Source organism: Streptomyces sp. NPDC050287 (assembly GCF_044459385.1).
Lineage (GTDB): Bacteria > Actinomycetota > Actinomycetes > Streptomycetales > Streptomycetaceae > Streptomyces.
Map to the genome: position 1 here is coordinate 524,320 of NZ_JBITIY010000007.1, position 23,534 is coordinate 547,853.

17 protein-coding genes are annotated in these 23,534 nt (G+C 72.3%); 9 read left to right on the plus strand and 8 right to left on the minus strand.

Annotated elements, in window-relative coordinates; all coding sequences use genetic code 11:
• A partial coding sequence (locus ACIBK3_RS27510; protein ID WP_399369758.1) for a trypsin-like serine protease occupies positions 1 to 1,108 on the minus strand: 1,108 nt, incomplete at its 3' end.
• 83 nt (positions 1,109 to 1,191) lie between these two features.
• Positions 1,192 to 1,722, minus strand: a complete 531-nt coding sequence (locus ACIBK3_RS27515) for a hypothetical protein (protein WP_399369760.1) — start codon at positions 1,720 to 1,722, stop codon at positions 1,192 to 1,194.
• Positions 1,723 to 2,518: 796 nt separating this feature from the next.
• Here ACIBK3_RS27515 and ACIBK3_RS27520 point away from each other — a divergent pair.
• From ACIBK3_RS27520 to ACIBK3_RS27535, 4 genes are all read left to right on the plus strand, one after another.
• Positions 2,519 to 3,796 carry an aspartate kinase gene (locus tag ACIBK3_RS27520; protein ID WP_399369762.1) on the plus strand — a complete coding sequence of 426 codons (1,278 nt, stop codon included), beginning with the start codon at positions 2,519 to 2,521 and terminating at the stop codon, positions 3,794 to 3,796.
• Positions 3,796 to 4,869, plus strand: a complete 1,074-nt coding sequence (locus tag ACIBK3_RS27525) for an aspartate-semialdehyde dehydrogenase (protein WP_399369764.1) — start codon at positions 3,796 to 3,798, stop codon at positions 4,867 to 4,869. Before ACIBK3_RS27520 ends, ACIBK3_RS27525 begins: the two co-directional genes overlap by 1 nt.
• Positions 4,870 to 5,373: 504 nt before the next feature.
• The gene (locus ACIBK3_RS27530; RefSeq protein WP_399369766.1) at positions 5,374 to 6,057 is read left to right on the plus strand and encodes a SigE family RNA polymerase sigma factor; all 684 of its coding nucleotides are present in this window, start codon (positions 5,374 to 5,376) and stop codon (positions 6,055 to 6,057) included.
• Complete coding sequence (locus ACIBK3_RS27535; RefSeq protein WP_399369768.1) at positions 6,054 to 7,229, plus strand: hypothetical protein; 1,176 nt, start codon at positions 6,054 to 6,056, stop codon at positions 7,227 to 7,229. The genes ACIBK3_RS27530 and ACIBK3_RS27535 overlap by 4 nt, the downstream gene beginning before the upstream one ends.
• Before the next feature lie 54 nt (positions 7,230 to 7,283).
• Here ACIBK3_RS27535 and ACIBK3_RS27540 read toward each other — a convergent pair whose 3' ends face one another.
• Positions 7,284 to 8,123: an SURF1 family protein gene (locus ACIBK3_RS27540; protein WP_399369770.1), complete on the minus strand. Its 840-nt coding sequence runs from the start codon at positions 8,121 to 8,123 to the stop codon at positions 7,284 to 7,286.
• A gap of 202 nt (positions 8,124 to 8,325) precedes the next feature.
• On the opposite strand from ACIBK3_RS27540, the gene ACIBK3_RS27545 reads away from it, so the two are divergent.
• Positions 8,326 to 10,146, plus strand: a complete 1,821-nt coding sequence (locus ACIBK3_RS27545; protein ID WP_399369772.1) for a prolyl oligopeptidase family serine peptidase — start codon at positions 8,326 to 8,328, stop codon at positions 10,144 to 10,146.
• A gap of 50 nt (positions 10,147 to 10,196) precedes the next feature.
• Here ACIBK3_RS27545 and ACIBK3_RS27550 read toward each other — a convergent pair whose 3' ends face one another.
• Positions 10,197 to 12,158, minus strand: a complete 1,962-nt coding sequence (locus ACIBK3_RS27550; protein ID WP_399370012.1) for an NAD-binding protein — start codon at positions 12,156 to 12,158, stop codon at positions 10,197 to 10,199.
• A gap of 171 nt (positions 12,159 to 12,329) precedes the next feature.
• Here ACIBK3_RS27550 and ACIBK3_RS27555 point away from each other — a divergent pair, with 171 nt between their 5' ends.
• Both ACIBK3_RS27555 and ACIBK3_RS27560 read left to right on the plus strand, forming a co-directional pair.
• Positions 12,330 to 13,349, plus strand: a complete 1,020-nt coding sequence (locus ACIBK3_RS27555; protein WP_399369774.1) for a permease — start codon at positions 12,330 to 12,332, stop codon at positions 13,347 to 13,349.
• Positions 13,346 to 14,164, plus strand: coding sequence for a TIGR03943 family putative permease subunit (locus tag ACIBK3_RS27560; RefSeq protein WP_399369776.1), 819 nt, complete (start codon positions 13,346 to 13,348; stop codon positions 14,162 to 14,164). The genes ACIBK3_RS27555 and ACIBK3_RS27560 overlap by 4 nt, the downstream gene beginning before the upstream one ends.
• Positions 14,165 to 14,251: 87 nt before the next feature.
• On the opposite strand, the gene ACIBK3_RS27565 is transcribed toward ACIBK3_RS27560, so the two are convergent.
• On the minus strand, positions 14,252 to 15,109 hold the full coding sequence (locus ACIBK3_RS27565; protein ID WP_399369778.1) for a helix-turn-helix transcriptional regulator: 858 nt from the start codon (positions 15,107 to 15,109) through the stop codon (positions 14,252 to 14,254).
• A gap of 131 nt (positions 15,110 to 15,240) precedes the next feature.
• Here ACIBK3_RS27565 and ACIBK3_RS27570 point away from each other — a divergent pair, with 131 nt between their 5' ends.
• On the plus strand, positions 15,241 to 15,951 hold the full coding sequence (locus ACIBK3_RS27570; protein ID WP_399369780.1) for an NAD(P)H-dependent oxidoreductase: 711 nt from the start codon (positions 15,241 to 15,243) through the stop codon (positions 15,949 to 15,951).
• Positions 15,952 to 16,068: 117 nt separating this feature from the next.
• On the opposite strand, the gene ACIBK3_RS27575 is transcribed toward ACIBK3_RS27570, so the two are convergent.
• Entirely contained in the window at positions 16,069 to 17,406 is a 1,338-nt protein-coding gene (locus ACIBK3_RS27575) for a serine/threonine-protein kinase (protein ID WP_399369782.1), read from the minus strand.
• Between the two features lie 217 nt (positions 17,407 to 17,623).
• On the opposite strand from ACIBK3_RS27575, the gene ACIBK3_RS27580 reads away from it, so the two are divergent.
• Positions 17,624 to 18,169 carry a hypothetical protein gene (locus tag ACIBK3_RS27580; protein WP_399369784.1) on the plus strand — a complete coding sequence of 182 codons (546 nt, stop codon included), beginning with the start codon at positions 17,624 to 17,626 and terminating at the stop codon, positions 18,167 to 18,169.
• A 64-nt stretch (positions 18,170 to 18,233) separates the two neighbouring features.
• On the opposite strand, the gene ACIBK3_RS27585 is transcribed toward ACIBK3_RS27580, so the two are convergent.
• Positions 18,234 to 18,983, minus strand: a complete 750-nt coding sequence (locus ACIBK3_RS27585) for a glycosyltransferase family 2 protein (protein WP_399369786.1) — start codon at positions 18,981 to 18,983, stop codon at positions 18,234 to 18,236.
• 229 nt (positions 18,984 to 19,212) lie between these two features.
• Positions 19,213 to 23,481: an AAA family ATPase gene (locus ACIBK3_RS27590; protein ID WP_399369788.1), complete on the minus strand. Its 4,269-nt coding sequence runs from the start codon at positions 23,479 to 23,481 to the stop codon at positions 19,213 to 19,215.
• Between the last annotated feature and the right edge of the window lie 53 nt (positions 23,482 to 23,534).

A 23,534-nucleotide genomic window follows, 5' to 3' on the forward strand; every position in this document is an offset into this window, starting at 1 on the left:
CATCGGCGAGCCCGTCACTGTTGAAGTCCCCGGTACGGGTGATGTCCTGGGTCTGCCAGCTCCTGCCGGCCTGGTAGCGGGTGCCGAAGGTCTCCATGCCGGACTTCCCGGTGCCGGGGTAGACCCACAGCGTGCCGTCGGACGCCTGACGGGACAGGAGGTCACCGATGCCGTCGTTGTTGAGGTCGCCGGTGGTGACGGCGTCCTGGCTCTGCCAGCTGGTGCCGGCCTGGAAGCGCGTGCCGAAGGTGCTGCCGCTCGCCTTTCCGGTGCCGGGGTAGATCCACAGAATGCCGTCGTCCTTGACGGCCGCGAGGTCGGCCTTGCCGTCACCGGTGAGGTCGTCCGGATTGCGGGAGACGGCGTGATCGACCCAGTCGCTGATGTCGTCAACACGGGTGTCGATGGCACCAGTACGGGTTTCGGCGGCATCGGTGCCCAGGCATCCGCCTTGCCAGGAGCGGGAGTTGACGGCGACCAGTTCCGTGGTGCCGTTGACGGTGCGCAGGGCGGGACCGCCGGCGTCGCCCTTGCAGACGGTCGCGGTGTCGGAGCCGTTGAGGTCCACCGTCGTGTCCGAGGTGGAGGCGACGGTGAACGTGCCGGTGTGGAGCTTGTCGGGCACCCATTCGGTCTTGGTGCGTCCGAATCCGGCGCTCACCAACTCCTCTCCCGCAGCGGCGGGCGCGGTCGCCAACCGGACGGGCGTGATGCTCGGATCGGTGATCCTGGCGGCGAGTTTGACGAGCATCAGGTCCCGGTCGGCATGGGGAACGAGCCGGATGGCCGGCAGGACACTGCCGCCGGTCTGGGTCAGGTCGGTGCGGCCGACGGTGACGGTGGTGGTGATGGCGGGTCTGCCCGCGGGGGGTTGGCCATCCGTGGCGAAGCAGCTGGCCGCGGTCAGTACCCACTGCGGGGCGATGAGGGCCCCGGTGCAGGCGGTCTGTTCACCGACGTTGATTTTCGCGACGTAGTTCAGCTGTGCCGGGGCGTCGGCTCCGGTGAGCGCGGGGCCGGCCGCGGCCGGAACGGCGCTCAGCGCGACGGGGGTCGCGAGCAGGGCGGCGGCCAACGCGGACAGACGGGGGCGTCTGGAGAGGTTCATGAACGGGGTTCCTAAGCCATGAGGCCGCGCGTCCTGTGGGCACCGGACCGCGGAACGGTGAGCATGTCGGTGTTGACCTGCGGTTACTTGGAGGACCTGATCTCGACGAGCATGTGCTCGCGGCCCTCTGTGTCCGCGGCCTCGCCCACCGGGGTCCAGGCGTTCTTGGTGATGTCGAACGACTTCTCTTCGGTACCTACGGTCATGTCGACCGCGGTCGTGTAGTCGTTGCCCCTGATCGCGTAGACCGCGGGGATCTCCAGGGTCAGCCAGCCGGAGTCGCCCACCACTTTGAAGCAGATCTTGTCCGTCTTTTCGCGGGCCATGATTTCCAGGAGGCCGGTGCCCCCCACACAGTCGGCCAGGGTGATGTGCCCGTCGCCGCGCTTGAGGACGATGTTCTTCTCGGCCAGGATCTTGTCCGCCTGCGGGTAGCTGAAATCCTCCACCGCGGAACCAGGGGCGCCGTCCGCGACCAGTGCGGTGGTGGGGCCAGAATGCTGCGGCGCGCCGCCGGGGACCCCCGTGGTCGCCGTGACCCAGGCCAGGGTGCCGACCGCGGCCGCCCCCAGTGCGCGCCGCGCAAGCCGTCTGCGCCGCGGCTTCACGGGCATTCTGCGGTACTCCTTCATTGCGTCCCCCAAGTTCGTCCATGGCGTCCGGATCTTCATCACCGGGCACGAATTCGGGTGCACAGGAATGCGATATCGACATCGCTCTGCCGGGTCTGCCCCAACTCCCTTGGAAGGCGGTTCCCTTGCTTCTCGAAGTGAGAGGTCCCCTGCCCCCGTGACCGTCATCCGCTTCGCCATACCAACATGAAGTGCCCCCCGGGTCGAGTGCGGAAAATCGCGCATACTGCGGCAATCCCTGTGCGTCACTCGTGATCTGCGCCACACTTGGTGAAGGTTGTACGGGCAGTTGTGAAGGAAGTGTAAATACTCCCTGAGTGGTAGTCAGCAGCTCGGGTTTCACGGCGCGTTGAAGGGCGGGGCCCCGATTGCCGCCGCCCGTCGGTGTTCTGCCTCCGGGCAGGGGCAACGGGCGGGGCGACGTCGTACGGCCCCGGGTGGGCCGGTGCGGCGGCACCCGTGGTGATCCGGTCGGCCTCGAAGCCGTAGCGGGTCGGGCCGCGGCGCAGGGGCTGGGTGGCGGGCTCGCGTCTCCCCGAGGAGTACGGGCACCGGCCGCACCCCAGTGCTTGAAACTTGAAACTTGATTGACGGGGCTTGCTGTGACGCTCGGCACTTTTCCGGAGGCCTCCGGATGGGCATGCGCTGCCTGGGTGCCCTGGTCTCAGCATGCGATACCGCGGAGGCGGATTTCGGGCGCTCGATAGACTGAGCCGACCGCGGTACATACAGGTATGTCTGGACTGCGGAAAACAGACTAAGTGAGCGAGGAGCGCACGTGGGCCTTGTCGTGCAGAAGTACGGAGGCTCCTCCGTAGCCGATGCCGAGGGCATCAAGCGCGTCGCCAAGCGGATCGTGGAAGCGAAGAAGAACGGCCACCAGGTGGTCGTGGTCGTTTCCGCGATGGGCGACACGACGGACGAGCTGATCGATCTCGCCGAGCAGGTGTCTCCGATGCCTGCCGGGCGTGAGTTCGACATGCTGCTGACCGCCGGAGAGCGGATCTCCATGGCACTGCTGGCCATGGCGATCAAAAACCTGGGTCACGAGGCCCAGTCGTTCACCGGCAGCCAGGCAGGCGTCATCACCGACTCGGTCCACAACAAAGCGCGGATCATCGACGTCACGCCGGGTCGGATCAGGACGGCGCTGGACGAGGGCAACATCGCCATCGTCGCCGGTTTCCAGGGCGTCAGCCAGGACAAGAAGGACATCACCACGCTGGGGCGCGGCGGGTCCGACACCACGGCCGTCGCCCTCGCCGCCGCGCTCGACGCCGAGGTGTGCGAGATCTACACCGACGTCGACGGCGTGTTCACCGCCGACCCGCGCGTGGTGAAGAAGGCGAAGAAGATCGACTGGATCTCCTTCGAGGACATGCTGGAGCTGGCGGCGTCCGGCTCCAAGGTGCTGCTCCACCGCTGTGTGGAGTACGCCCGCCGCTACGACATCCCGATCCACGTCCGCTCGTCCTTCAGCGGACTGCAGGGCACGTGGGTCAGCAGTGAGCCGATCGAGCAAGGGGACCAGAAGGTGGAGCAGGCCATCATCTCCGGTGTCGCGCACGACACCTCGGAGGCCAAGATCACGGTCGTCGGCGTGCCCGACAAGCCGGGCGAGGCCGCCGCCATCTTCCGCACCATCGCCGATGCCGAGATCAACATCGACATGGTCGTGCAGAACGTGTCCGCCGCCTCCACCGGCCTGACGGACATCTCCTTCACCCTGCCGAAGACCGAGGGCCGCAAGGCCATCGACGCCCTGGAGAAGAACAAGCACGGCATCGGCTTCGACTCGCTGCGCTACGACGACCAGATCGGCAAGATCTCCCTGGTCGGCGCCGGGATGAAGACCAACCCGGGGGTCACGGCCGGATTCTTCGAGGCGCTGAGCGACGCGGGCGTCAACATCGAGCTGATCTCCACCTCCGAGATCCGCATCTCGGTGGTCACCCGCGCCGACGACGTGTCCGAGGCCGTCCGCGCGGTCCACTCCGCCTTCGGACTCGACTCCGACAGCGACGAGGCCGTCGTCTACGGGGGCACCGGACGCTGATGGCAGGGACGGGATCCGGCCGGTCCGGACGACCGACGCTCGCGGTCGTGGGAGCGACCGGAGCCGTCGGCACGGTCATGCTCCAGATCCTGTCCCAGCACGCGGACATCTGGGGCGAGATCCGACTGATCGCCTCGCCGCGCTCGGCCGGCCGCAAACTGGCCGTGCGCGGCGAACAGGCCGAGGTGACGGCGCTCACCGAGGACGCCTTCGACGGGGTCGACGTCGCGATGTTCGACGTGCCCGACGAGATCGCCGCCCAGTGGGCGCCGATCGCCGCCGCCAGGGGCGCCGTGGTGGTCGACAACTCGGGCGCCTTCCGGATGGACCCGGAGGTGCCGCTGGTGGTGCCCGAGGTCAATCCGCACGCGGCCCGGATGCGGCCGCGCGGCATCATCGCCAACCCCAACTGCACGACCCTCTCCATGATCGTGGCCCTGGGCGCCCTGCACGCCGGGTTCGGGCTGCGCGAGCTGGTCGTCTCCTCCTACCAGGCGGTCAGCGGGGCCGGACGCGCCGGCGTCGAGACCCTGCGCCAGCAGCTGTCCCTGGTGGCCGGCACCGAGCTGGGGACCAGCCCCGGTGACGTACGGCGGGCCGTCGGCGACAACACCGGGCCGTTCCCGGAGCCGGTCGCGCTGAACGTCGTACCGTGGGCCGGGTCGCTGCGCGAGGACGGCTGGTCCTCCGAGGAGATGAAGGTGCGGGACGAGTCCCGCAAGATCCTCGGGCTGCCGAAACTGCCGGTCGCGGTGACCTGCGTACGGGTGCCGGTCGTCACCACGCACTCCCTCACCGTCCACGCCCGCTTCGAGGGCGAGGTCACCGTCGGCAAGGCGCGCGAGATCCTCGCCACGGCCCCCGGGGTGGTCCTCTTCGACGATCCGGCGGCGGGGGAGTTCCCGACGCCCGCCGACGTCGTGGGTACGGATCCGACCTGGGTGGGCCGGGTGCGCCGGGCGCTCGACGATCCGACCGCGCTGGAACTCTTCGTCTGCGGGGACAACCTGCGCAAGGGCGCCGCCCTCAACACCGCGCAGATCGCGGAGCTGGTGGCGGGGGAGTTCCGGTGAGGAGGGACGTGTGCGCTGTTCGCCCTGGTTCCCGCTCGTCCGCTCTGTTCGGCCGGATTCTGGTGCGTACGGTCGTGTTCCGCTGATTCCGGACGCGTTCCGGTGACGAAAGCGCGTTCCCTCACGCTCGGTGTAATGAGCGACACGTGGTGCGGCATGGGGTTCCTGCCGGAAAAGTCCTGTCTGAAACCGCGTTCATTTGTAAGATCTGCGTAAGACATGGACACGGACGATGGTCCGGACCACTTGAACCGAGCCCGCTCGGCGTTCGAAGATTTGCCTCCCCGCTCTCCGCAACCGCGCGGAGGGCGGGGAGCGTCTTTGCGAACGCCCTTTCAGGAGGGCGCGGGGACGCGGTGCGGGGCGTGGGGACGCCCCGGTCATTCAGGACACAGGGGAAGAGCGGGTAGGCATGAGCGCGTTTGACGCACGGTCAGTTGTGCTCCCTGGCAGAAGACGGACAGTCGCGTACAACCCTGACGGGGGCAGACGTGTCCAACTGGCGTGGCAGAGGTTCTCGACTTCATTGCGGCGCCCCGCGGCACGGCCCTCCGGCCGACCCGCCCGGCGCTACGACCCCGCATGCCCGGCACGCCCGGCGGCATGCCGGTGATCGCGCCCATGCCCGCAGCGCGGCCGGCCCGCATACCCAGTCAGCGTGACGGTGCCGAGTACGCCGAAGACCAAGTGGCGGCCGGGACCACCGTCGACCACCTCACCGAGACCTACCGCGCCCACTACCGCTCGCTGCTGGGCCTCGCGGCACTCCTCCTCGACGACACCGCGTCCTGCGAGGACGTCGTCCAGGAGGCGTTCATCCGCGTCCACTCGGCACGCAAACGCGTCCGTGACCCGGAGAAGACGCTCGCGTACCTGCGGCAGACGGTCGTCAACCTCTCCCGCTCGGCCCTGCGCCGGCGCATCCTCGGACTGAAGCTGCTGTCCAAGCCGATGCCCGACATGGCGAGCGCCGAGGAGGGGGCGTACGACCAACTGGAGCGCGACTCCCTGATCAAGGCGATGAAAGGCCTGCAGCGCCGCCAGCGCGAGGTCCTGGTCCTGCGGTACTTCGCGGACATGACCGAGGCCCAGGTCGCCGAGACGCTCGGGATATCGCTGGGCTCCGTCAAGGCGTACGGCTCGCGCGGCATCGCCGCACTGCGGGTCGCCATGGAGGCCTCGGCATGAGCGGCGACCAGGAGGGACGGCGCCATCTGCGCGTCCCGCACGAACATGAGCCCTACGCATGGCACGAGCCGGGTGCGGACACGCGCCCGGCGAAGCAATCGCACGCTGGGAACGGAACTGTGAACGACGGCCCCGACGACCAGAGCTCCACAGGGCTCGACTCGGACGAGCTGGCACTGCGCAACCTGCTGCACCAGGCAGTCCAGGAGATCGAGCCACGCGACGGCACCCTCGACCACCTCCGCAAGGCGGTACCCGCCCGACGGGCACGCAAGCGGCAGGCCGTCGTCGGCATGGCGGCCGCCGCCCTCTTCATCGGTACGGCGATCCCGGCCCTGTGGCACGTCTCCAACTCCACCGGCCTCGGTGTCGACCCCTCCATCGCCGGCCATGGCTCGCAGGCGCAGGGCGGGGCGGGCCAGGGCAAGGGCCCGGAGGGCGGCGAGACCACCTCCGGCGGCTCCTCGGGCAGGACCGAGGACAAGGGCAAGGCCGAGCAGAGGGACGGCGAGAAGGGCAAGCCCACCGGCAGCGCCGCCGGCTCCGGCGGCGCCCCCGACGCGCCCTCCGCCAACACGGCGGGCGGCGTCCCGGTGTGCTCGGCGGCCGAGATCGGCTCGCCCACCCAGACCGTCAACGCCCCCGACTCGGTCGGCGCGGTCTACGGCACCTTCCGCTTCACCAACATCTCCGGCACGAGCTGCACGGTCAGCGGCCCCGGCACCCTCACCCCGGCACCGCTGGGCGCGGCCGACCCCACCAAGATCAGCGCGCTCCGGCATGTCGCCGGGGATCCGGCGGCCGCGCTGCCCGACCCGTCCCTCGAGGTCACCTCACTGCTGCTGAAGCCGGGTTCGTCGTACGAGGTGCAGTTCGCCTGGGTTCCCACCGAGAGCTGTCCCACGACCGGCGGCGACAACTCGACCGGTGACACCGGGACCCCCCCGAGCCCGGACCCGAGCCCCACCGAGGAGCCCACCGCGGACGGCGGCACCACGACCACCAGCGGCGACACCGGCCCCACCACCCAGCTGGTCACGGCAGACGGCACGGCAGACGGCAGCGTGACGGTCACCAACACGGCGGAGGGCGGCGCCCCGTCGATCTCGGCGACGGTGTCCAACGCGTGCGCGGGGGTCGTGTACTGGACGGGGTTGCTCGCGGGGGTCTGAACGCCCCCGGTCGGGCGGGGGTCCGAACGCCCCCGGTCGCTCAGCGGTCCGGCGTCAGACAGTCATCCGTCGCCGGTCGTGATCCTGGCCCTCGTCCTCGTCCTGGCCGTCGCCTTCATCCGGGCTCCCGCCCTCGTCCGGGACCAGCCCCAACTCCGCGTCCCGGACGAACTCCACCTCACGCCGCAGCAGCCGGAACCACATGAACACCACGAACCCGGCGAAAACGAACCATTCCCCGGTGTATCCCAGGTTCTGGAACGCCTTCAGATCCAGTCCGCTGTCCGCGGGCGCGACCGCCGGTACGGCCGTCATCCCGGAGTCCGCCCGGGCCAGGGTCACCCACGCGTCGTACACGTCGTACGGCACGAGGTTCACCAGCGACGCCGCGCTGATCGCCGCGGTCTGACCGGCCGGCAAGCCGCCCTGCGCACTGACCCCGTTGTCCCCGGGCGTCTCGGACGCCTGCAACGCGCCCGTGACGGTGACCTCACCCGTCGGCGCGGCCGGAGCCTTCGCCGGATCGGGTGACCCCGGGAGCCAGCCCCGGACGACGGGGAGGGCCTCGCCCCGGTCGGTCCGCAGCAGGGTCAGGACGTAGTAGCCGTTCCTGCCGTCCAGCTCACGGTCGGGGACGAGCAGCTGCCGGTCGTAGCGTCCGGTCGCGGTGACCTGCCGTCCGGACGTGGCCTTGTTCACAGGCAGCATCTCGTCCAGCGGACGTGCCGCCTCCCGCTCACTGTCCGCGGCCTGTGTCACCGCGGTGCGGTGGTCCTGCATACGGTCCTCGAACCGGCTCAGCTGCCAGGACCCCATGAAGACGCAGAAGGGGATGGCGAGCAGCACGAAGACGTTGATCCCCCACCAACGGGGCGTCAGCAGAAACCGGTACACGCTCCCACGGTACGGCGCTCCCGCGGGGAGCCGGTTCGCGGGGTGGGTTCGTGGGGTGGGTTCGCGGAGTGGATTCGAGGTGTGGGTTCCGGGTCGATCGGGTGGTCGGCCCGGTAAGGGAACCGGAAGAGGGCGGTCGGAGTTATCCACAGGCTGGGGAGCTGGCCAGCGCGTTGTCGGTCGGGGCGGGCACTATGGGGCCATGACTGAGAGCAACGGGTCCGCCGCACCGACGCGGAACGAGGAGATGCCGGACTGGGAGAAGCGCTTCCGGGCGCCCCGGGTGTCACTGCCCGACTGGGCGGAGGACGCGCCGGACCGCTCCCTGTTCGTGTCGAACGCGACAGGGACGTACGAGCTGTACGCCTGGGACCGGGCGACAGGCGAACAACGCCAGGTGACCGACCGGCCGAACGGCACGACGGACGGCGTGCTCTCCCCGGACGGCCGCTGGGTGTGGTGGTTCGACGACAAGGACGGCGACGAGTTCGGCCTCTGGCGCCGCCAGCCCTTCGAGGGCGGGGCGGACGAACTCGCCACGCCCGGCCTGGAGGCCTCCTACCCGGCGGGCCTGGCCCTCGGCCGGGACGGCCGCACGGCGATCGTGGGCCGCTCCACCGACGAGGACGGTACGACGATCCATCTCTCCCGTCCCGGCGAGGACCCGGTGGAGATCTACCGCCACCGTGAGTCCGCGGGCGTCGGCGACCTCTCCCACGACGGCTCCCTGATCGCGATCGAGCACACCGAGCACGGCGACGCGATGCACTCGGCGCTGCGTGTCCTGCGTCCCGACGGCACCCCGGTCGCCGACCTCGACGACACCAAGGGCGGCACCCTGGAACTCGGCCTGGAGATCCTCGGCTTCGCACCGGTGGAGGGCGACGCCCGGCTGCTGATCGGCCACCAGCGGCGGGGTCGCTGGGAGCCCCTGGTCTGGGACGTGTCCACGGGCGAGGAGACTGACCTCGACCTGGACCTGCCCGGTGACGTCGGCGCCGAGTGGTACCCGGACGGCACCGGCCTGCTGATCTCGCACAGCTTCGAGGCGCGCAGCGAACTCTTCCGCTACGACCTGGCGACCCGCGAGCTGGTCAGGGTACCCACCCCGCAGGGCACGGTGTCCGGGGCGACGGCCCGCCCCGACGGCAGCGTGGAGTACCTCTGGTCCTCCGCCGCCGAGCCGTCCACGGTCCGTTCGACCACCGGCCGGGCCGTCCTCGACCCGCCCGGCATGAAGTCCCCGGGCTCGGTGCCCGTGGAGGACGTGTGGGTGGAAGGCCCCGGCGGCCGCATCCACGCCCTGGTCCAGAAGCCGGCGGGCAGCACCGGCCCGCTCCCCACCGTCTTCGACATCCACGGCGGCCCCACCTGGCACGACAGCGACTCCTTCGCGGCCGGCCCGGCGGCCTGGGTGGACCACGGGTACGCGGTGGTCCGCGTCAACTACCGGGGCTCCACGGGCTACGGCCGCGCCTGGACGGACGCCCTGAAGCACCGGGTCGGCCTGATCGAGCTGGAGGACGTCGAGGCGGTCCGCGCCTGGGCGATCACCTCCGGCCTCGCCGACCCCGCCCGCCTGATCCTCACCGGCGGCTCCTGGGGCGGCTACCTCACCCTCCTCGGCCTCGGCACCCAGCCCGACGCGTGGACCCTGGGCATCGCGGCGGTCCCGGTCGCCGACTACGTCGCGGCGTACCACGACGAGATGGAAGCCCTGAAGGCCATGGACCGCACCCTCCTCGGCGGCACCCCGGAGGAGGTCCCGGAACGCTTCGAGGCATCCTCCCCCCTGACCTACGTCGACCAGGTCAAGGCCCCCGTCTACATCTCCGCAGGCGTCAACGACCCCCGCTGCCCCATCCGCCAGATCGACAACTACGTCAAACGCCTGGAGTCCCGGGGGGCAGTCCACGAGGTCTATCGCTACGACGCCGGCCACGGCTCCCTGGTCGTGGACGAGCGCATCAAACAGGTGAGGCTGGAACTGGACTTCGCGGAAAGGCATCTGCCCACGACGTGACCGACCGAGTCGGGTGGTGGGCGGACGCAGGCCGGGGGCAGGCCGCGTACCTACGTACCCGCCCGCTCCCGGCTCCGTCGGCCCAGCAACTCCGCCAGCCCCCGACGCGTCGCGGCCAGCACGACCCGGTCCGAGCCCCGCAGGACGTAGGTGTCGGGCAGGTCCCACACCAGCCCCGAGCCGCCCGCAGACCTCAGCTCCTCGGCAGAGGCCTCCGCGGCCGACCCCGCCCGCCCCCTGTCGGAGGCCCTCGTGTCCAGGGCCAGCACCCGCCACGCCCCCGCCCGAAACGCCTCCCCGACCGTCTTCCCCTCCAACTGCGGATGCCCGCGCACCACGAGCGCCGCGAACAGCAACACCTGCCGCTCGACCGGGATCGCCCCCAGGATCTGCCGCCCCATCATCGCCCCGGCGAACGCGGGCGCCGCCAGATGCGACACACTGCGGCTCCGCGTGGACGCCCCCGGATGCGCGACCCGCAGGGTGCGGTACACGGCGGTCGCGAAGTCGTCGTCGTACAGGCGAAGGACGACGCGCAGATCGGGCCGTACGGACCGCGCGTACAGCACGGCCTCCAGGTTCGTGGTGTCCGCGCTGGTCACCGCGAGCAGCGTCCGCGCGCGATGGATCTTGGCGGCCTCCAGGACGCCCTCCTGGGTGACGTCCCCGAGCACGACCGGCACCCGCAGCCGCCGGGCGGTCGCGAGCCCCCGCGCCTCGGGGTCGGACTCGACGCACACCACGGGGATGTTCAGCTCCCGCAGCCGCGTCAGCACCCGAGTACCGATCTTGCCGAGCCCGAGCAGCACCACATGCCCGCCCAGCCCCCGGGGCGGCTTCCGGAGCGCGGAGGCGGTCCGGAAGGTGCCCAGCGCTTCGAGCACCGCGGCCAGCAGCACCGGCAGCAGCAGCAACCCGACCAGTCCGGACAGCAGTTGGAGCACCTGCCGCCCCGTCGACGCCCCGATCGCCGGGTCGTCGATGGCGAACAGATCGAGCAGCGTCAGATAGAAGGCCCCCAGCGGATGCATGTCGGTGACCAGCCACAACGCCACCGCCAGCGCGATCACACACGCCACCGACCCCGCCAGCGACCACCGCAGCCGCCGCGAGAACAGCGAGGCGAACGGCGGTACGATCCCGCGTCCCGCGGACAGCGCAGGCCCGGAGTACGACACCTGCTCCAGTACGACGGTCCCGCGCCCGGTCGCGGCCCGTACCGCCGCCGCGTCCGGCAGCAGCCGCGGCCCCTGGTCCCCGCTGCTGTCGGAACCGTCCGCGCCCGCCGGGTCGTTGCTGGTCACGGAGAGCAGCGCGAGGGTGGCGAGGCCCGGGTCGGCGACCTGGCCGGGTCCCGGCGGCTGCCGTTCCACCGCCCGCAGCAGCAGCCCGTCGGTCTGGACGACCTTGCTGGTGCCGACGATCGCGGTGGCGGCCAGCGCGGGTGCGGCCGTGTCGGCGTCGGACAGCACGGTCGTGGAAGCGTCGCCCGCCCCGGCCGCCGCGCCCGGCCCGCCCGGCCCGGTCGTCCTGGCCGTCCGGTCCGTTCCGTCCGTCCCGCTGGTCGCCAAGGCCGCCGCCTGGTCGAGGAGTTCCTCGATGTGCTGGCCCAACCGCCGGTTGTACAGCCGCAGCACGAGCCGCAGCCGGGGGTTGAGGCGGCGGGCGGTGAGGGCGGCGCGGATGTTGGTCTCGTCGTCGTCGTACACGAGGGCCAGCGCGGCCGCCCGCTCCACACCCGCCTCGGCGAGCACGGCCTCGGCCGGCTCCGCGGCCTCCACCACCCGTGCGTCGGGCGGCGGCGGCTCGGACGCGCCGTTGGCCCCGGCCCGGTTGACGGCCGCGTTCACCACCCGGTCGAGCAGCGCCGATGCCGCCCGGGCCCGCCCGACGACCGGGGGCCGTACGGCGCGCTCGGAGGGCGGCACGACCAGCGTGACCTGCTCGCCGTAGACCCCGCGCAGTTCGGCGGCGAGCCGGTGCGCGAGTCCGTCGTCACCGCACACCACCATAGGGGCGGCCGGGTCACCCGGCGGACTCTGATTCGGAACGCTGGTCACGAGGGAGAAGACTGCCTCACTGTCACGGGTGGTTCCAACACCCGTTGAACGTTCGCCCCCCGCCCGCCGTACCGAAGGGGAGGGAAACCAGCGCCCTTCCGCACCACCGGAGGTACCTCGGCCGTGGCCGTCACCAAAGCAGCTCCGCGGGAGAGCGTCCCGGACACCGCTCCGCCAAGAGCCCCCCAGGGGCCTCGCCGTCTCAACTCGCCGCTCGCGCTGACCTTGTTGCTCGTGCTCATGGTGGTGGCACAGGGCTCGATCCGGCGGGTCCTGTCCGCGCCGGTGATGCAGAGCTGGATGACCGTGTTCGTCGCGGTGGTCGTCCAGGCGCTGCCCTTCCTCGTCCTGGGTGTGCTGTTGTCGGCGGCCATCGCGGTGTTCGTCCCGCCGTCCTTCTTCGCCCGCGCGCTGCCGAAACGGCCCGCCCTGGCGGTCCCGGTGGCCGGTATGGCGGGCGCGGTGCTGCCCGGCTGCGAGTGCGCGTCGGTGCCGGTGGCCGGGGCGCTCGTACGGCGGGGCGTCACGCCGGCCGCCGCGCTCGCGTTCCTGCTGTCCGCTCCGGCGATCAACCCGATCGTGCTGACGGCGACCGCGGTCGCCTTCCCGAAGAACCCCGAGATGGTCCTCGCCCGTCTCGTCGGGAGCCTGCTGGTGGCCTGCGCGATGGGCTGGCTGTGGCAGCGCCTCGGCCGGGCCGACTGGCTGCGTCCCCCGGCCCGCGCGGCCTACGACGGCCAGAGCAAGGGCGCCGCGTTCTGGGGATCGGTCCGGCACGACGTGATGCACGCCGGCGGTTTCCTGGTGGTCGGCGCGATGGCCGCGGCGACCCTCAAGGCCGTAGTCCCGGAGGAGTGGCTGCGGATGGCGGCGGGCAACCCGGTGGTGTCCGTGCTGGCGCTCGCCGTCCTGGCCGTACTGCTGTCGATCTGTTCGGAGGCGGACGCGTTCGTGGCGGCCTCGCTGTCCCAGTTCTCACTCACCGCGCGGCTGGCGTTCCTGGTCGTCGGCCCGATGGTCGACCTGAAGCTGTTCGCGATGCAGGCGGGCACCTTCGGCCGCGGCTTCGCCCTGCGCTTCGCCCCGGCCACCTTCGTCCTGGCGGTCACCGGGGCGGTCCTGACCGGGGCGGTGCTCCTTTGAACCGCCAGGCACAGGCGGCGGTCCTGTTCCTGCTCGGCGCGGGCCTGCTGCACGCCGGCTCCACCGACCTCTACCTGCGCTACGTCAAGGCGGGCCTGCGCCCGATGCTGCTGGCATCCGGCGTCGTACTGATCGCGGCGGCCCTGGCCACGGTCTGGTACGAGTGGCGCACGAAGCCCGCCCAGCCCGACAGGACGGACCACGCCCAGCCCGACAGGGCGGACCACGCCCGGTCCGGCGCGGAGGACCACGTCCAGCCCGGCGCGGAGGACCACGCCCGGCCCGGCGTGGAAGACCACGCGCACACCCACCACGAACCGCGCGTCTCCTGGCTCCTCGTCCTCCCGCTCCTCGCCCTGATACTGGTCGCCCCGCCGGCCCTCGGCTCCTACAGCGCCCTGCGCACCGGTACGGCCCTGCAACAGCCGTACGGCTACGGGGATCTCCCCGCCGCCGGCCCCCTGCGTCTGAGCCTGGTCGACTACGCGGGCCGCGCGGTCTACGACCACGGCTCCCTGCAGGGCCGGCAGATCAAGGTCACCGGCTTCGTCGCCCTGGACCACAGCGGTGCCCCGTACCTGGTCCGCATGGCCCTCAACTGCTGTGCCGCCGACGCCCAGCCGGTGAAGATCGGCCTGACCGGCCGGATCCCGCCGGTCCTGCAACCGGACGCCTGGCTGGAGGTCACCGGAACCTACACCGCCCGCCGCACCAAGGATCCGGTCAACCACGGCCCGATCCCGTACTTCCAGGTCACCACCGCCAAACCGGTCCCGACACCGCACGACCCGTACGACGAGACCTGGAACAACTGAAGGTCACACCTGGCCAAAGGGCTGTCACACCTGCCCCAGGGCTGTCACACCTTGCCCCATGGGCTGTCACATCCGGCCCCGCTGCGGTCACGTCACGGTTCCCGCCGAGGCAGTCGCCAGTTGTTCGAGGGCGGCGGCCTCCCGGCTGCCCGGCCGGCCGCTGAAGACGTGCATGACCAGGCCGCTCTCGCCGGGCGCCGCCGGGACGTGCAGGGTTTCGAAGTCGAGGTCGAGCAGGCCGGCGGCGGGATGGCGCAGCCGCTTGCGGCCGGCCGCGCACATGACCACCTCGCCGGAGTCCCAGATCCGCCGGAAGTCGCCGCTGCCCTCGGCCAGCCGGCCGATGAGCGCGGCCAGTTCGGTGTCGTCGGGGTAGCGGGCCGCCGCCACCCGCAGCTGGCCCACGGCCTCGGCGGCCCGCTCCTCCCACTCGGGATGGAGGTCGCGCGAGGCGGGGTCGAGGAAGAGGAACCGGGCGTTGTTGCGGTCCCGGCGGCCCGGGTCGGCGAGCCCGCCCATCAGTTCCGAGCCCAGATCGTTCCAGGCCACGACGTCGAGGCGGTGGTCGGTGACGAAGGCGGGCAGCGGGGCCATCGCCTCCAGGGCCCGCAGCAGCACGGGGCCGACACGCAGCCTGGGCGTGGGCTCGGGCCTGCCCATGGCCAGGGTGTCGAGATGCCGGCGTTCCGCCGTGTCGAGGCCGAGAACCCGGGCGAGCGCGTCCAGGACCTCGGGGGAGGGCTGGGTGGCGCGGCCCTGTTCCAGTCGTACGTAGTAGTCGACGCTGATCCCGGCGAGTTGGGCCAGCTCCTCGCGGCGCAGCCCGCGCACCCGACGGCGGCCGCCGCCCGTCAGCCCCACGCGCTCCGGCGCGACCCGCTCACGACGGGCGCGCAGAAAACCACCGAGCGCCTTGCCGTCCCCCATTCCACGCACGCCGTCCATGGGTTCCAGTATGCGGGGGCCCGACGACCGGCTCTCGCGGGCGGTGACTGGCCCTGGCGGTACCAGGATTCCCGTTCCGCCGGTTCCACAGGGTTCTGGCAGGCCGTAGCCGCCCGGGCGAACCTGAGGGCATGACGGAAACCCCTGACCAGAGCAAGAACATCCTCGTCGTCGCCGCGCACCCCGAACCCCGTTCCCTCAACGCCTCGTTGACCGCCTTCGCGGTCGACCGCCTGCGTGCGGCCGGCCACCAGGTGCGGCTCTCCGACCTGTACGCGATGAAGTGGAAGGCGACCGTGGACGCCGACGACTTCCCCAGCCACGCCCCGGACCGCCGCCTGCACGTGATGGACGTCTCGCAGGAGGCCACCCTTTCCGGCCGGCTGTCCCCGGACATCGCCGCCGAGCAGGACAAGCTCCGCTGGGCGGACGCGGTGATCCTGCAGTTCCCGATGTGGTGGTTCTCCGCCCCGGCGGTCCTCAAGGGCTGGATCGACCGGGTCTTCACCAGCGGCTTCGCCTACGGCCCTGACGTCCCGCCGCCCTACGGCGAGGACGCGCCCCTGTCCGGCCGCCGCGCCCTGCTGTCGGTGACGTACGGCGCACGCGAGCGGTCCTTCTCGGCCGACGGCATCCACGGCCGTCTCCAGGACGTCCTCCACCCGCTCCAGCACGGCCTGCTCCGGTTCACCGGCATGGCCCCGCTGGAGCCGTTCGCGGTGCCCGAGGCGAACGCCCTGCCGGCGGAACGCTTCGCTGACGCGCGGGAGGCGTACGCGCGCCGCCTCGACACGTTGTTCACCTCCGAGCCGGTCCCGTTCCGCGCGCCGGCCCGGACCTGACCGTCTGCCGCGCGGACCGGACCGCGCGCCCGCCCGGACCTGACCGCTCGCCGCGCGGCCGGAACGTCACTCCCCGTCGGCCCCATCGGCCCCGCGGCCCCCGTAACCCCCGTCGTCCTAGTGCCCCTTGCCAGGGCCCTTGTCGCCCTCACGCTGCTTCTTGTCCCCCTTCGGCTCCTCCGGGGTGACCGTCGGGACGGCCACGGTGGGGGAGGGGACGGGCACATCGGACAGGGCGGCGGACTCCGACGGGGCGGCGCTCGGGGTGGGCGTGGTGGCCGTCGTGCCCGGGGCGGTGTCCCCCGGGCTCTCCGCGGTGCTGCGGCCCGGCGCGAACCAGAGCATGCCGGCGAGCATCGCGGCCAGGAACACCACCACCCCGGCGACGATCCCCGCCACCCTCGGCCGCCGCCGGACGGCACCCCGCACCGTCGGCCCCTGCGGACGCCGTGCCGCCCGCGGGCGGGACGCCGCCCGGCCGGTGGCCGACGGCAGGGCGTACGTCGTCGCAGGCCCGGTCTGAGCCGGAACCGGGAACACCGGCGCGGCGGACGCCCTCACGGCGGACACAGCGGAAACGGCGGACGCGGAGGGCACAGCGGACCCGGAGGGCACCGCCGCCGGCGCGGGCAGCGGTTCGGGCCGCCCCTGCCAGCCCCCGCCGCCGAACCACTCGGCGACCCGCTGTGCTGTCGGCCGGTCGTCGGGCTGCTTGGCGAGCAGGCCGAGGAGGTAGTTCTCGAAGGCGGGCGGGAGGGGGACGCCGAGCTGCCGGGGCGGTACGGGGGCGGAGTCGAGATGCTGGTGCAGGATCGCCACCGCGCTGTCGGCCTGGAACGGCGGGCTCCCGGTGAGGAGTTGGTACAGCACGCAGCCCAGCGCGTACACGTCGCAGGCCGGACCGGCGCTCTGCCCGAGGGCCCGCTCGGGTGCGAGGTACAGGCTGGTGCCGACGATCTGCCCGGTCGTGGTGAGCGCTCCGGACGGGTCGTCGACGAAGCGGGCGATGCCGAAGTCACCGATCTTGAGTGTGCCGTCGGCGTCCAGCAGCAGGTTGGCCGGCTTGATGTCGCGGTGCACGATGCCCTGCTGATGGGCGGCGGCGAGGCCGGCGGCGGCCTGCGTGGCGATCCGGGCCACCTGGTCGGCGGGCAGCGGTCCGCCCGTGGAGAGCCGACGGGCGAGACTGTCGCCCTCGACCAGTTCCATCACCAGGAAGAGCCGGCCGTCGTACTCGCCGAAGTCGTACACGCCCACCACGTACGGGTGGTTGAGCCGCCCCGCGGTCTGCGCCTCCAGCCGGAAACGGGAGGTGGCTGTGGGATCGGAGTCGTGGGGGAGGAGAAGCTTGACGGCGACCGGTCTGCCGAGCGTCTCGTCGACGCCCCGCCAGACCTCCCCCATCGCACCGCGACCGATCGGATCGTGCAGCCGGTACCGGCCCGCTATGAGCACCTGTTCGTCATCCTCATGCCGTAAGACGTGTCGATACGCCGTAAGACGTGTCGATGGCCGCAGGCCGAACTCACCTCGTGGTGCGGTGATCGTGGGGGGTGCCGCAGCCGACCCAGACTACCGGCTGCCGCGGACCCCAAATGACCCCTGCCCCTGGTCATCTGACGGTACGTCAGTTATGGTCGCGGCGCCGTGCCGCATCGAAGGGGTGAGCGCCATGCAGACCCGTCCCCAGTGCCCGCGACCGCAGGGGGAGCCCCGCTGGGTCGCGCTGTTCTACCGGCCCGACACGGCCGTGTGGCAGGTGGGAGCCCAGTCGCCCGACCGCTCCCCGGTCCTGTACGCGCTCGGCGAGATGACCCAGACCCTGCGGGCCCGCGGCGACGAGGCGACCGTCGCGCTGTGGGGCCCGAAGGGCGGGGACTGGCACTGTTACGACGCCCCCGCCTCCGCTCCTGCCCCCACGTCGGCCCCGCCCCGGCGGACGGCCGAGGGCCCGACCAAGGAACCGACCGGCGAATCCACCGAGGAACCGGCCGACGAACCCAGGGAACCGGCCGGCGAACCCACCAAGCTCGCGGAACGCATGCACGACCGCCGACACCAGGCCCTCATGGCGGGCCTCGGCAAGGCCGGCCTCCACGACCTCGCGCCGGACGACGTGGCGGCCGTACGGACCGTCGTCGACCGGCTCGACGAAACCACCGTCCGCACCCTCGCCCGCTGGCTCGCCACCGCGGCCGACCACGCGGCGCGAGGCTAGGCACGGCACAACGCCAGGCGTGACGCGAGGCCAGGCGTGGCACAACGCCAGGCGCGGCCCGACGCTAGGCGTACTGCCACCGTAAGGACGCCAGCGCCCGCGCCCGGGCCTCGACGACCGCCATCCGGGCCGCGCGTTCCTCCGGGTCGACGTGGGAGGGCTGGCCGGTCATCTGGCCGTCCCACTTGCGGTAGAGGAGCCCGACCTCCCGGGAGAACCAGCCGCGGCTCACGGAGTTCAGCGCGAGCAGCAGACCGGTGTCCTCGGACGCGGGCAGGGCCATCCAGCCGCCGAGGGCCACCAGGAGGTCCCGGCGGACGCAGAGGGTCGCCGGGTGCACCGGGGCGCGGAAGCCGTTCGCCTTCCAGAAGGCGAGGACGGCCCCGCGGGCGATCGGCCCGTGCTCGGGGTCCCCGGGGAAGCCGACCGTGGAGCCGTCGGGCAGGTGGTCCAGTGCGCGGGAGGTCGCCCATCCGATGTCGCGGTCGGCTTCGAGGGCGGCCAGGTCGCGGGCCAGGGCACCGGGGGCGAGCCGGTCGTCGGCGTCCAGGATCTTCACGTACTCGCCGTCGACGTGCCCGAGCGCGATGGTGCGGGCGACTCCGGGGCCGCCGGGCCGGGCCTGCCGGAACGTGATCCGGGGATCGTCGGGGACGTACGGGGCGACGGCGTCCGTCCTGCCGTCCTCCTGGATCACCCAGTGCCACTCCCAGCCGTCGGGTAACTCCTGTGCGCACAGCGAGGCGTGGGCCTCCCGCAGGAAGCGGGCCGAGGGAGCGTGGACAGCGGTGACGACGACGACGCGCCTGGTCACGGCAGTACCCACCACCTTTCCGAAGCGGGGCCGGGGCCGGAGCGAACGGGGCACGAAAAGGCCCGACCGCTGGCGACGGGGGATGCACCAGCGATCGGGCTATGGCCAAGACTAACAACGCCGCCTGTCCGGCGGGAGCCGACTGCTGAGTCGTAACGCTGCGTTGTGACCGGGATCACGTGTAAGAAGGAGCCGAACGGGCCCGCCGCGGCCCGCCCACCGGCTCCCGTCACTTCCCGCACGGCGGCTCGTAGGAGAGCCGGGGCAGGTACTCGTGCCACTTGTCGGACGTCAGTACGCCCCGCGTGGTCGAGCAGATCCGGGAGATGGCGTCGTCGACGTCCAGGTTCCACAGCCGTACGGTGTCGGCGCCACTGGAGACCCCGAGCATCTGACTCCTCGGGCTGAACGACAGGAAGTTGCCCGTCTTGGCGTTGGGGCTCATCGACTGCCCGATGGGGCCGGCGTCGGCTGGGTGGGCGACGTCCCACAGCCGGACGGTGTTGTCGTTGCCGCCGCTGGCGAGGGTGCGGCCGTCCCGGCTGAACGTCAGCGACACCACCGCCTCGGTGTGACCGGTGAGCGGGGAGCCCAGCGGCCTCGCGTCCCGGACGTCGGTGACGTCCCAGAGCCGTACGGAGTCGTCGTCGCTGCCGCTGGCCAGCGTTTCGCCGTCCGGGCTGAACGCGAGCGAGTTGACCGGGCCGGCGTGCCCGGTGAGCGGGGAGCCCAGGAGGGTGGTGTGCCGGGGGTCGGTCACGTCCCACAGCCGGATCGAGCCGTCCGCGCTGCCGCTGGCGAGGGTCCTGCCGTCGGAACTGAAGGCGAGGGCGTTGACGTACCCCTTGTGGCCGGTGAGGGGCGTGCGGAACGGGACGACGTGGGAGGGGTCGGACACGTTCCACAGCTGGACGGTGCGGTCGTCGTAGGCGGTGGCCAGCGTGCGCCCGTCCGGGCTGTAGGCCAGCGCGTCCGGGCCCATGAACCGGGTCAGGAGTTCGGTGGGCGGCCCGTGTGTGACGGGGCGGGACGGGTCGCTGATGTCCCACAGGTACACCGCGCGGTTGTCCGTCAGCACCACGAGGGTGCGGCCGTCGGGGGAGAACGCCAGCGAACGCAGGCCCCCGTCCCCGGGCATGAACGGCGAGCCCAGCGCCACTGGCCGGCCGGGGCTCTGTACGTTCCACAGCCGGATCCGTCCGTCGCGCCCGGCGGTGGCGAGCACCTTCCCGTCCGGGCGGAACGCCCCGCTGCGGCCGACCATGTCGCCCTTCGGGATCGACCACAGGCGGACCTTGCTGTCGCCGCTGCCGGTGGCCAGGGTCCGGCCGTCGGGGCTGAAGCCGAGCGCGTACATCTCACCGCTGCTGCCCGCGAGCGGCTCGCCGACCTGCGACGGATACGCCGGATCGCTGACGTTCCACAGACTCGCCGTACTGTCCGCGCTGGCCGCCGCCAGCATCGTCCCGTCCGGACTGAAGTCCACCGACCACACGGGACCGGTGTGCCCGGTGAGCGGCGGGCCGAGCGGGGCGGCACGCGGCGGGTCGGACACGTCCCACAGCCGTACGGTGTCGTCCGCGCTGCCGCTGGCGAGTGTCCTGCCGTCGGGACTGAACGCGACGGAGTGCACGGTGCCGGTGTGCCCGGTCAGCACGGTGTCGACCGGCTCCGGACGCCGTGGATCGGCCGTGTCCCACAGCAGGATCGTGTTGTCGTCGCCCCCGGCGGCCAGCGTCCGCCCGTCGGGACTGAACGCCACCGACCGCACGGCGGCCCGGTGCCCGGTCAGCGTCTTCAGAGCGTGGGGCGCCCGCGGATCGCGTACGTCCCACAGCCGTACGGTGTGATCCTCGCCGGCGGAGGCCAGCGTGCGCCCGTCCGGGCTGAAGGCGACCAGGTAGATCGTGCCCTTGTGCCCGGTCAGGGGCGCGCCGAGCGGGCGCGGGTGAGCGGGGTCCCGCACGTCCCACAGCCGGATCGTGCCGTCGTCCGCCGCGCTGGCGAGGGTCTTGCCGTCCGGGCTGAAGACCGCGCTGCTCACCCAGCTGGTGTGACCGGTCAGCGGCCCGCCCAGCGGCTCGGGGCGCGACGGGTCGGCCACGTTCCACAGCCGGACCGTCCGGTCGTAGCTGGCGGTGGCCAGGAGCTTCCCGTCCGGGCTGAACGAGGTGAGGTAGACGGCACCGGTGTGGCCGAGCAGGGACGTGGCCAGCGGGGCGTTCACGATCGAGATCAGACGGTTGTTGGTGCCCTCGTCGCCCGGCCGCAACCGGTGGGCGACCAGGTCGAGCTGGGCCGACAGCGACGGGTCCGTGTACTGGACGCGGTCGGCCTCCGCGACCACCTGCTCGAACACCGCGTCGTTGCGCTGCTGCCAGGCGACCACCGCCGAACCGACGGCCAGGATCGCCAGCACCACCAGCGCCGACACCGCGCCGCGGCTGATCCACACGGTCCGCTTGCGCAGCCGTCCCGACGCGGCCAGGAAGTCCATCGCGCAGCGGGTCAGGAAGGTGTCACCGGCGGACCTCACCCAGGTGTGCGCCTGCTCCAGCCGGGAGCCCCGGTAGAGGAGGGAGCTGTCCCGGTGCGAGTCCTCCCAGGCCCGGGCGTCCTCCTCCAACCGCTGGCGCAGCAGGTTGCCGCCGCGGTCCTCGTCGATCCAGTCGCGCAGCCGGGGCCAGGCGTGCAGCAGCGCCTCATGGGTGATCTCGACGGTCTCCGCGTCGAGCGTCACCAGCCGGGCCCGCACCAGCGCCTCGAGCGACTCCTCCGTCTTGGCCGGATCCGTCGACTCCTCCGCCAGCTGCCGCCGGGTACCCCGCCGCCGGGTGGCCTGGGTGTCCTCGCCCAGCCGGACCAGCCGCAGCAGCAGCACCCGGGCGGCCGTCCGCGCCGCCGGGTCCAGCCCCGACCAGGCCCGCTCGGCCGTCGCCGCCACCGCGCCCTGGATCCCGCCCGCCGCCCGGTACCCGGCCAGCGTCAGCCGTCCCGCCTTGCGCCGCTGCCAGGTGGCGAGCAGGGCGTGCGACATCAGCGGCAGCACCCCCGCGTCATGCGCCCCGCGCGGCCCGTCGGCGCTCACCTCCCGCACGATCAGCTCCGCCAGCCCCGGCTCCAACTCCAGCCCCACCGCCTTGGCCGGCCCGGTCACCGCCTCCCGTAACTCCGCGGTGGTGAGGGGTCCGAGCACCATCTGCCGGCGCTGGAGCGCGTCGGCCAGTTCGGGATGCGCGAGGCACTGCTCGTAGAAGTCGGCCCGAATCCCGAGGACCACCAGCACGGGGGCGGCCTCATCCGGTCCGGAGGGTGTCGAGGCGGCGTGCAGCGTCTGGATGAAGGCCCGCCGGTCGGCCTCGTCGGAACAGAGAGTGAACGCTTCTTCGAACTGATCCACGATGACGACGGCCGGCCCGCCGGAGGGGGATTCCCGCTGGGCCCAGTCGGCGAAGGCCTCCTTCACGGAGCGGGCGGAACGGGTGGAGGGGGCGGAGCCGGTGGAGGGGGCGGAGCTGGGAAGGGGGGTGGGGGCTTGGCTGCCGGAGGTGTCGGCCTGGGTGCCGGAGACCGGGGCATGGCTGCCGGAGGCGTCGGCCTGGGGACCGGGGGCCGGGACTTGGGGACCGGAGACCGGGGCCTGAGGACCGGAGGCGGGCTCCCTCGCGTCGGCGAAGGGTCCGCTGCCCTCCGCGCCGAAGGCCACGTCCCCCGCGCCGCCGAAGGACCCCCTGCCCTCCGGGCCGAAGGCGGCGTCGTCCTCCGTGTCGTCGAGGGCGAGATCCCCGAGGCCGGGAACGCAACGGATCAGCTCCTTGAGCGGATCGGCCCCGGGAACGAGCTGGAGAACGGGCCGGGGCAGGGCCGCCCGCTCCTCGCCGCCGAGCACCCCGTCCCGTACCGCCGGCACCAGCCCCGCGTTCAACAGGGAAGATTTCCCGGCGCCGGAGGCCCCCACGAGCATGACCAGCCCCCCGGTCGGCTCCGCCGCCCGCAGCAGCGCGACGAGCGCGTCCGTACTCCGCTCCCGCCCGAAGAACCACCGGGCGTCCTGCTGCCGGTAGGAGGCGAGCCCACGGTAGGGACACACACCACCGGCGAGGGCGGAGGCGACGGCATCGGTTTTCGCCCCCTGCTCCTGCTCCCGCACCGCCTCCGCGGCGCCCACCGGATCGGCCACGGCCCGCTCCCACAGCCGCTGCCACTGGGCGAGGTCGTACAGCCCGGTGGACACGGGCGCGGGCCGCGCGCGCCGGGCCTGGGGTATCAGCACCTGCAGCACGGCCGTGAGGGCGGCGAACTGCGCCGGAACGTTCTTGGCCCGCCGCCAGTCACTGATCCGCTGGGCGGACACCCGCACGGGGCGCCCCCGCTCATCGACCCGCTGCAGTCGTACGACCGCCTCGGCGACGCTCTTCAGGGGAGGGTTGCCGGCCTCCTTGTACAGCAGCGCCAGACGCTCCGCGAAGGCCGTGCGTGCCCCTGAGTCGGAACTCAAGGTCTCCACCCCTTACTTCCTGCGCGTGTGAACGTCCGGACCGGAAAACCCAC

Bases quoted from the DNA above. Each gene is read 5' to 3' on its own strand.
- ACIBK3_RS27515 (WP_399369760.1), bottom strand. From the start codon at position 1,722: ATGCCCGTGAAGCCGCGGCGCAGACGGCTTGCGCGGCGCGCACTGGGG.
- ACIBK3_RS27525 (WP_399369764.1), top strand. From the start codon at position 3,796: ATGGCAGGGACGGGATCCGGCCGGTCCGGACGACCGACGCTCGCGGTC.
- ACIBK3_RS27535 (WP_399369768.1), top strand. From the start codon at position 6,054: ATGAGCGGCGACCAGGAGGGACGGCGCCATCTGCGCGTCCCGCACGAA.
- ACIBK3_RS27545 (WP_399369772.1), top strand. From the start codon at position 8,326: ATGACTGAGAGCAACGGGTCCGCCGCACCGACGCGGAACGAGGAGATG.
- ACIBK3_RS27550 (WP_399370012.1), bottom strand. From the start codon at position 12,158: ATGGTGGTGTGCGGTGACGACGGACTCGCGCACCGGCTCGCCGCCGAA.
- ACIBK3_RS27565 (WP_399369778.1), bottom strand. From the start codon at position 15,109: ATGGACGGCGTGCGTGGAATGGGGGACGGCAAGGCGCTCGGTGGTTTT.
- ACIBK3_RS27570 (WP_399369780.1), top strand. From the start codon at position 15,241: ATGACGGAAACCCCTGACCAGAGCAAGAACATCCTCGTCGTCGCCGCG.
- ACIBK3_RS27580 (WP_399369784.1), top strand. From the start codon at position 17,624: ATGCAGACCCGTCCCCAGTGCCCGCGACCGCAGGGGGAGCCCCGCTGG.